The organism is Acidimicrobiales bacterium (assembly GCA_035531755.1).
Classification (GTDB): domain Bacteria; phylum Actinomycetota; class Acidimicrobiia; order Acidimicrobiales; family UBA8190; genus DATKSK01.
Genome location: DATKSK010000036.1, coordinates 51,806 through 60,567 on the forward strand (window position 1 = coordinate 51,806; position 8,762 = coordinate 60,567).

The following is an 8,762-nucleotide window of genomic DNA, read 5'->3' on the forward strand; positions in this document are numbered from 1 at the left end:
GTCGGGGATCAGACCCGGCGGACGAGCCGGTAGCGGACCAGCGTGGTGAGGGCGTGCACCCCGTCGCGCCAGGCGAATTTCGTCCCTTCGGATGGGTCGCGCCCGGTGTAGGAGACCGGCACCTCGTAGATGCGGTGCCCGCGCCGCAGGACCTTGGCCGTGATCTCGGGCTCGAAGTCGAAGCCGTCGGATTCGATGGTGATGCCGTCGAGGACGCGGCGGTCGAAGAGCTTGTAGCAGGTCTCCATGTCCGACAGTGTCGAGCGGTACAGGACGTTGGCCGTCAGGGTCAGCAGGCGGTTGCCCAACCACTGAGTCGGTCGCATGGCGCGCCGCTCGCCGGTGAAGCGGCTCCCGTAGACGACCTCGGCCTTTCCCTTGAGGACCGGGTCGAGCAGGCGCGGCCAGTCGTCGGGGTCGTACTCGAGGTCGGCGTCCTGGATGAGCACGAGCTCGCCCCGGGCCGTCGCCACACCGGTGCGCACCGCCGCCCCCTTGCCTCGGTTGTCCTTGTGCGTCACCACCCGCACCGTGGAGTCCTGCAGCGCGGAGAGCACCTTGTCGGTCCCGTCCGTCGAGCCGTCGTCCACCACGACCACCTCGAGCTGCAGCGGCAGGTCGACGGCGCGGATGCGGCGCAGGATCTCGGCCACGGTGTTGCGCTCGTTGTAGACGGGGACGATGACCGACAGCGTGCGGAACACCGGCGCCGCCGCCACGCTCTCCGCCGGGACCACCCGGGCCGCCACCGCCGGTGCGGGCGCGGCGGTCTCGGCGGGCGCGGCGGGCGCGGCGGTCTCGGCGGGCGCGGCGGTCTCGGCGGGCGCGACGGTCTCGGCCGGTGCGGCGGTCTCGGCCGGTGCGGCGGTCTCGGCGGGCGCGACGGCGCCCTTGCGGGTGCCGTTGTGCTTGACGCGGGCGTTCACGTCGCGGGCGCTCACCGTGCGGACCTCCGAGCCGGCCTGTCGTTGCTGCGGCGGCGGCGCACCGACCGGCGCGCCCGGCCACCTCCTCCCATCATGGCCGAGGCCCGACGCCTTCCGGGGTGCCGGCGGAGAAGAATTCGGCCGTGCGTCGTAGGCCCTCCTGGAGGGTGACGACCGGCTCCCACCCGAGCTCCCGGCGGGCCACCGAGATGTCGGGCCGCCGCCGGGTGGGGTCGTCGACGGGGAGGGGCTCGTGGACCACGGGCGAGGAGGACCCCGTCAGGGCCAGCACGGCGTGGGCCAGCTCCAGCACGGTGAGCTCGGCGGGGTTGCCGATGTTGACCGGCCCGGTGAGGCCCGAGTCGAGCAGCGCCAGGATCCCGGCCACCTCGTCGTCGACGAAGCACAGGCTCCGGGTCTGCGACCCGTCGCCGTACACCGTCAGGGGACGCCCCTCGATGGCCTGGACCAGGAAGTTCGAGACGACACGCCCGTCACCGGGCCGCAGGCGCGGGCCGTAGGTGTTGAAGATGCGGACGATCCCCACGTCGGTGCCCTTGGCCCGCCGCCAGGCCATGGTGAGCGCCTCGGCGAAGCGCTTCGCCTCGTCGTAGACGCTGCGCGGCCCCACGGGATTGACGTTGCCCCAATACGTCTCGGGCTGCGGGTGCACCGTCGGGTCGCCGTACACCTCGCTCGTCGACGCCAGGAGGAACCTCGCCCCGTGCTCGGCGGCCAACGTCAGCGCGTGCCGCGTCCCCTCGCTGCCGACGGCCAGGGTCTCCAGGGGGCGCTCGAGGTAGTCGGGCGGCGAGGCCGGGCTGGCGAAGTGCAGGACGGCGTCGACCGGGCCGGTGACGGGCAGGCCCTGGCTGACGTCCGCCACGACCAGCTCGAAGCCGGGCGTGCCATCGAGGGCGGCCACGTTGTCGACGACCCCGGTGGACAGGTCGTCGACGGCGACGACGCTGTCGCCGCGCGCCACCAGCGCCTCGCACAGGTGCGATCCCAGGAACCCGGCCCCGCCGGTGACCACCACCCGCTGCGACGTCCCGGGGCCGGGCCTCGCCGGGGCCCGTCCCGGTGCCGCGTCGCCGGCTGGTGCCGCGCCGCCGGCTGGTGCCGCGTCGCCGGCTGGTGCCGCGTCGCCGGCTGGTGCCGCGCCGCCGGCAGGCACTCGCGCTCCCGGGTCGGTCACGGGCGCCCCACGCCGACGTAGGTGAAGCCCAGGCGCCGCATGGCGGCCGGGTCGAGCAGGTTGCGGGCGTCGACCACGTGCGGATCGGCGAGCAGGTCGCGGACCTTGGAGAAGTCGAGCCAGCGCAGCTCCTCCCACTCGGTCAGCACCACGACGCAGGAGGCACCCTCGCACACCGCATAGGCGTCGGGGAGGATCTCGACCGACGCGGGGAACTCGGGGATCGGGCCGTGCACGGTGGGGTCGAAGGCCCGGATGGTGGCGCCCTCGGCGACCAGCCGGCGCAGGATCTCCACGGCGGGCGAGTCGCGCCGGTCGTCGGTGCGCGCCTTGAAGGTGAGGCCCCACGCCGCCACGACCCGGCCCTGGAGCGATCCCCCCACAGCGGTGCGGATCTTGGTGGTGACCGAGGCCAGCTGGGCCTCGTTGGTCTCGATCGCCCCACGCAGCAGCGAGAACTCGTACCCCGACTGCTCGCCGATGTAGACGAGCGCCCGGGTGTCCTTCGGGAGGCACGAGCCGCCCCAGCCGGGCCCCGGGCGCAGGTAGTCGAAGCCGATGCGGTGGTCGTAGGCCATGCCGAGCAGCACGTCGCGCACGTCCGCGCCCACGGCCTCGCACAGGTTGGACACCGCGTTCACGAAGCTCAGCTTGGTGGCCAGGAAGGCATTCGACGCGTACTTGATGGTCTCGGCGGTGGCGGCGTCGGTGACGATCATCGGGGCCTGGGTCGAGGCGAACAGCGACCCGACGCGCGCCGCCGCCGCCTGGTCGTCGGCGCCCACCACGATGCGGTCCGGGTGCAGGGCGTCGTGGATGGCGGTCCCTTCGCGCAGGAATTCGGGGTTCGACACCACGGCCACGTCGGGCCGGTCGAGCAGCTGTTCGACGAGGTGGGTCGAGCCCACCGGCACGGTGGACTTGTTGACGACGATCGCCCCGTGCTCGAGGTGCGGGCCGATCTCGACGGCCACCGACTCGAGGAAGCTCACGTCGGCGGCCCCGTCGGCGCCCTGGGGGGTAGGGACGCACAGGAAGACGAACTGCACGCCCCGTACCGCGGCCGTGGCGCCCTGCACGAACTGCAGCCGGCCCGAGTCGAGCCCGGCGCGCAGGATCTCCCCGAGGCCGTCCTCGACGATGGTGGGCTCCCCGCTCGACAGGGTCGCCACCTTGGCGGGGTCCGACTCCCCGCACGCCACCTGGTAGCCCAGGTGCGCCAGGACGACGGCGGTGGTGAGCCCCACGTACCCGGCGCCGATGACGGCGGTGCGCACCTCGTGGGGTTCCGTGCCCTGCAGGCTCACCGTTCCTCCTTCACCGGCGCCCGCGACGCCGAGGCCGGCACCGGCACCGCCGCGGGGTGCAGCTCCGCCACCAGGCGCGCCAGGCCGTCGCGCCAGTCGGGCAGCAGCGGCATCCCGAGCAGCCGGAGCGCGCAGTTGTCGAGGGCGGAGTTGGCCGGGCGGGGGGCGGGGCGCGGCGGGTGGAGCTCCGCCGTGGCGATGGCCTCGACGCGGTCGGGGTCGTCCCCGGCCGCCTCCACCACGGCGCGGGCGAACCCGTACCACGACGTCACGCCGGCGTTGGTCACGTGGTAGGTGCCCGGGACACGGTCCGTGGCCAGCACCGCCAGCCTGCCGGCGAGATCGGCGGTGAAGGTCGGGCTCCCCCACTGGTCGTCCACGAACCGCAGCGGCCCGGGCCCGGCCGCCAGGCGCAGCACCGTGCCCACCATGTTGGCGCCGTGCGCGCCGCAGACCCACGACGTCCGCACCACCGTGGACCCCGGGTCGAGCTCGCCCTCGCCCGCCAGCTTGCTGCGCCCGTACACCGACAGGGGGTTGGTGGCGTCCCATTCCCGGTACGGCGTGGCCGACGTGCCGTCGAAGACGTAATCGGTCGACACGTAGGCGACGTGGGCGCCGATGCGGCGCGCCGCCTCGGCCACGTTCCGGGTGCCCAGGGCGTTGACGGCGAAGGCGCGGTCGGTGTCGTCCTCGCAGGCGTCCACGGCCGTCCACGCCGCGGCGTGCACCACGACGTCGGGGCGCAGCGCGTCGACGGCTGCCAGCACGGCATCGCGGTCGGCGACGTCGAGCCCGGCGTGGTCGGCCGCCACCACGTCGCACGGCGGTCGCGTGCCCAGGCGGCCCGTCGCCGGGTCGTCCGCCCTGCCGCCCGCGGGCACCCGGCCCTCGAGCGCGTCGACGACGTCTCTCCCCAGCTGGCCGCCCGCGCCGGTGACGAGGACCCTCATGGCCTCGACGGCTCCACCCGCTAGCGCGACTCGGGCGTGGCGGCGGAGGCGTCGCCCCACGACGTCTCGACCACCGGGGACCGGTCCAGCAGCGGCTCCCACCAGGCGCGGTTGTCCGCGTACCACCGCACCGTGTCGGCGAGGCCCTGCTCGAACTCGACGGTGGGCGCCCACCCGAGCTCCGTCGTGATCTTGGTGCAGTCGAGGAGGTACCGGCGGTCGTGGCCGGGGCGGTCGGGAACGATCTTCTTGAGCGACGACGGCTTACCCAGCGTGGCCAGCACGGCGTCGGCGATCTGCTCGATGCTCGCCTCGACGCCGCTGCCCACGTGGTAGGTCTCGCCGATGCGGCCGCGGTCGAGGACGGCTTCCACGGCACGGCAGTGGTCCACCACGTGGAGCCACTCGCGCCGGTTCTGCGTCGACTCGTACAGCGGCAGGGGCCGGTCGTCGAGAGCGTACGCGGTGAAGAGGGGGATCACCTTCTCGGGGAACTGGAAGGGGCCGTAGTTGTTGGAACAGTTGGTGATGGTGGCAGCCAGGCCGTAGGTCTCGCCGTAGGCGCGCACGGCGTGGTCCGCGCCCGCCTTGGAGGCGTTGTACGGGGTGCGGGGCCGGTAGGCGTCGTCCTCTTTGAACGCTTCGTCCGAGTCGAGGTCGAGGTCGCCGTACACCTCGCACGTCGAGATGTGGTGGAAGCGCACCACCTCGGCGAGCCGGGCGGCCTCCAGCATGGCCTGCGTGCCCAGCACGTTGGTCCGGAAGAAGCGGCCCGGGTCGAGCACCGCCAGGCTGTTGTGGGACTCGGCGGCGAAGTGGACGACGGTGTCGATGTCGTGCTCCCGCAGGGTGCGCAGGGCGAGCTCGACGTCGCACACGTCGCCGTGCACGAAGGCGATCCGGTCCTCCACGTCGGCGAGGTTGGGGCGGTTGCCGGCGTAGGTGAGGGCGTCGTAGGCCACCACGACGTCCCCGGGATGGCGCTCCACCCAGTAGCGCACGAAATTGGAGCCGATGAAGCCGGCACCGCCGGTGACGAGGACGTTCATAGCCTGGCAATCGTAGACCGGGGCAACGGGGTACCGGTCAGCCCGAGGTACGCAGGTGCACGACGTCGCCCGCCGCCACCGTCTTCAGGCAGGTGCCCACGTCCACGACCAGGTGGCCCTCCACGGTGATGTCGGCGGCGGTACCCGTGAAGTCCCCGTCGGAGCCCGACACGCGCACCACGCGCCCCAGGGTGGTGCAGCGGCGCCGGTACTCCCCGGCCATGGCCCGCCGGCCCTCGGCCGTCGCCAGGGCGGCCACCCGGGGCTCGAGCGCGACGAGCAGGTGGTCGAGCACGTCGGCGGGCGCCGGGTGCAGGCCGGTCTCGCGCCAGATGGAGGTGGCGGTCCGCAGGACCTCGTCATGCTCCGCCGACCCCGGGCCGTCGACGGCGGTCGTCTCGGGACCGGCACCCTCGGGTGGTGGCCAGCCGACGTTGAGGCCCAACCCGACCACCACCGCCGGGTGGGCGCCGGCCGCATCGGTCGCGGGCGGCGCGGGCGGTGCGGGCGGTGCGGGCTGCGTGGGCGGCACGAGGGGCGCGGGCGGCATCGGCTGCGTGGGCGGCACGAGGGGCGCGGGCGGGATCGACTCGGCCAGGATGCCGGCGAGCTTGCGGTCCCCGACGACCAGGTCGTTGGGCCACTTGAGCTGCGGCACGAGGCCGGCGGCCCGCTCGCAGGCGTCGGCGGCGGCGAGGGCCACGGCCACGGTGCACAGGTGCAGCTCCTCGACCGCCAGCGCCGGCCGCAGCAGCACCGACACGAGCAGGTTCGACCCGGCGGGCGCCTCCCAGCGGCGCCCGAGGCGCCCCCGGCCGGCGTGCTGGTAGTCGGCCACCACCACCACGCCCTCGGGCGCCCCCGCCCGCGCCTCGTCGAGCAGGTACCGGTTGGTGGAATCGATCTCGGCGAGCCGCCGCACGGAGGTGAACCGGGTCCCCGCCGGCCCGGCCGCGGCGCACATGGCACCTACCCTACGGCCCGTGCCAGTGTTGTGGTTTCCTCACGTGAAAGGCTCCGTGTGCTGCGCAAAGTCCTGATCGCCAACCGGGGAGAGATCGCCGTGCGGGTCATCCGCACGTGCCGCGAGCTGGGCGTCCCCACCGTCGCCGTGTACTCGGAGCTCGACCGCGACGCCCTCCACGTCCGCCTGGCGGACGAGGCGTACCCCCTGGGCGGCCAGAGCGCGGCGGAGAGCTACCTGAACACCGGCGCCATCCTGGACGCCATCACCCGCAGCGGCGCCGACGCCGTGCACCCCGGGTACGGCTTCTTCTCAGAGAACGCCGACTTCGCGCGCGCCATCTCGTCCTCCGGCGTGACCTTCATCGGGCCGCCGCCCGGGGCCATCGAGATCATGGGCGACAAGATCAGCTCGCGCCGCGCCGCCGAGGCGGCGGGCGTGACGGGGGTCCCGGGCCGGACCGAGCCGCTCACCGACCCATCCCAGGTGGCCGAGTTCGGCGCCGCCCACGGGTGGCCGGTGGCGATCAAGGCCGCCTACGGCGGTGGCGGGCGGGGCATGAAGGTGGTGTCGTCGCCCGACGAGGTGGCCGAGGCGGTCGAGTCCGCCCAGCGCGAGGCCCAGGCGTACTTCGGCCGCCCCGAGATCTACGTCGAGAAGTACCTCGACTGGCCCCGCCACATCGAGATGCAGGTGATCGCCGACACCCACGGCAACGCCCTGTGGCTCGGCGAGCGCGACTGCTCCCCCCAGCGCCGCCACCAGAAGCTCGTCGAGGAGAGCCCGGCGGCCGCCTTCCCCGACGAGGTGCGCCGGGCCATGGGCGAGGCCTCCGTCACGGTGGCCAAGGCCTGCGGGTACGTGAACGCCGGCACCGTGGAATTCCTCTACCAGGACGGCGAGTTCTTCTTCCTCGAGATGAACACCCGCCTGCAGGTGGAACACCCCGTCACCGAGCTCGTGACCGGGCTCGACCTCGTGGAGTGGCAGCTGCGCGTGGCCTCGGGCGAGCCGCTCGGCTTCACCCAGGACGAGGTGCAGCACAACGGGCACGCCATCGAGGTGCGGATCAACGCCGAGGACCCCGCCGGGGGGCGCTTCGTGCCGTCGCCGGGGACCATCACGGCCCTGCGGGCGCCGGGCGGGCCGGGTGTGCGCCTCGACGCCGGGTACGAGGCGGGCGACACCGTCAGCCAGTACTACGACAATCTCGTGGCGAAGCTGATCGTGTGGGGTCGGGACCGCGAGGCGGCCCGCCGCCGGATGCTGCGGGCGATCGACGAGACCGTGATCACCGGCGTGGCCACCACCCTGCCCGCCGACGTCGCCATCCTGTCGCACCCCGACTTCATCGAGGGCCGCCATTCAACCCGGTGGGTGGAGGACCGCCTCGACCTGTCGTCGCTGGTACCGGCCGCTCCGGCCGACCCCGGTCCCGCCGCCGGCCCGGGCGACCCCGCCGGCCCCCGCGTGCTGCGCGAGGTCACGGCGGAGGTCGACGGCCGGCGCTACGAGGTGCGGCTCTGGGTCCCCGACGTGGCGGCCACCGGCTCCGCACGCGGCGGCGCCCGCCCCCAGAAGCCCCGGGCCGCGGTGGCCGGGTCGGGGTCGGGCACGGTGGCCGTGCCGATGCAGGGAACGATCGTGAAGGTCCTGGTGGCCGAGGGCGACGAGGTCGAGATCGGCCAGACCGTGTGCGTGCTCGAGGCCATGAAGATGGAGAACGCCATCAGCGCCGAGAAGGCGGGGACGGTGAAGGAGGTCAAGGTGGCGGCGGGCGACTCGGTCGGGCCCGGCGACGTGATCGCCGTCATCGAGTGACCGGGGCCGGCCCCGCGGGCGCGGACGGCGCCAAGGCCGCGGCGCGCCGGGTGGTCGACGAGCGCCGCAGCGCCCTGGTGGCGCTCAGCCGGGCCGTGCACGACGAGCCCGAGCTGTGCTTCGAGGAGGTGCGCGCCGCCGAGCGCCTGTCGGACGCCCTCGACGAGGCCGGCTTCGCCGTGGCGCGCGGCGCCTACGACCTGCCCACCGCCTTCGAGGCCCGGGCCGGCACGGGGCCGCTGTCCATCGTCATCTGCGCCGAGTACGACGCCCTGCCGGCGGTGGGCCACGCCTGCGGGCACAACCTGATCGCGGCGTCGGCGCTCGGCGCGGGGATGGCGCTCGCCGGCATGGCCGACGACCTCGGCCTCACGGTGACGGTGCTCGGCACGCCGGCCGAGGAGGGCGGCGGGGGCAAGGTGTTCCTCCTCGAGCGGGGCGCCTTCGCCGGCGCCCACGCGGCCATGATGGTGCACCCGTGGCCCGAGGACCGGCTCGAGGCCACCTGCCTGGCGGTCGACCACGTCGAGGTGCGCTACACGGG

At 74.1% G+C, this 8,762-nt stretch carries 8 protein-coding genes; 2 read left to right on the top strand and 6 right to left on the bottom strand.

Going from position 1 to position 8,762, the window contains the following annotated elements; translation table 11 throughout:
• Positions 1-8: 8 nt before the first annotated feature.
• From VMV22_07770 to VMV22_07795, 6 genes are all read right to left on the bottom strand, one after another.
• Positions 9-941 carry a glycosyltransferase family 2 protein gene (locus VMV22_07770; protein HUY22225.1) on the bottom strand — a complete coding sequence of 311 codons (933 nt, stop codon included), beginning with the start codon at positions 939-941 and terminating at the stop codon, positions 9-11.
• A gap of 76 nt (positions 942-1,017) precedes the next feature.
• Positions 1,018-1,962, bottom strand: a complete 945-nt coding sequence (locus VMV22_07775) for a UDP-glucuronic acid decarboxylase family protein (protein ID HUY22226.1) — start codon at positions 1,960-1,962, stop codon at positions 1,018-1,020.
• A gap of 158 nt (positions 1,963-2,120) precedes the next feature.
• Positions 2,121-3,431 carry a UDP-glucose/GDP-mannose dehydrogenase family protein gene (locus VMV22_07780; protein ID HUY22227.1) on the bottom strand — a complete coding sequence of 437 codons (1,311 nt, stop codon included), beginning with the start codon at positions 3,429-3,431 and terminating at the stop codon, positions 2,121-2,123.
• The gene (gene rfbD, locus VMV22_07785) at positions 3,428-4,384 is read right to left on the bottom strand and encodes a dTDP-4-dehydrorhamnose reductase (GenBank protein HUY22228.1); all 957 of its coding nucleotides are present in this window, start codon (positions 4,382-4,384) and stop codon (positions 3,428-3,430) included. Before rfbD ends, VMV22_07780 begins: the two co-directional genes overlap by 4 nt.
• Before the next feature lie 20 nt (positions 4,385-4,404).
• A complete protein-coding gene (gene rfbB / locus VMV22_07790; protein HUY22229.1) occupies positions 4,405-5,433 on the bottom strand; it encodes a dTDP-glucose 4,6-dehydratase in 1,029 nt (342 codons plus the stop codon).
• A 37-nt stretch (positions 5,434-5,470) separates the two neighbouring features.
• Positions 5,471-6,397, bottom strand: coding sequence for a biotin--[acetyl-CoA-carboxylase] ligase (locus VMV22_07795; protein HUY22230.1), 927 nt, complete (start codon positions 6,395-6,397; stop codon positions 5,471-5,473).
• Positions 6,398-6,454: 57 nt separating this feature from the next.
• On the opposite strand from VMV22_07795, the gene VMV22_07800 reads away from it, so the two are divergent.
• Together VMV22_07800 and VMV22_07805 are read left to right on the top strand one after the other, a co-directional pair.
• Positions 6,455-8,218: an acetyl-CoA carboxylase biotin carboxylase subunit gene (locus VMV22_07800; protein HUY22231.1), complete on the top strand. Its 1,764-nt coding sequence runs from the start codon at positions 6,455-6,457 to the stop codon at positions 8,216-8,218.
• Positions 8,215-8,762, top strand: a 548-nt coding sequence (locus VMV22_07805) for a M20/M25/M40 family metallo-hydrolase (protein HUY22232.1), incomplete at its 3' end; no start/stop codon positions are given. The genes VMV22_07800 and VMV22_07805, both read left to right, overlap by 4 nt.

Coding starts and splice junctions, on each gene's coding strand:
- rfbD (HUY22228.1), bottom strand. CDS start 4,384: ATGAGGGTCCTCGTCACCGGCGCGGGCGGCCAGCTGGGGAGAGACGTC.
- rfbB (HUY22229.1), bottom strand. CDS start 5,433: ATGAACGTCCTCGTCACCGGCGGTGCCGGCTTCATCGGCTCCAATTTC.
- VMV22_07795 (HUY22230.1), bottom strand. CDS start 6,397: ATGTGCGCCGCGGCCGGGCCGGCGGGGACCCGGTTCACCTCCGTGCGG.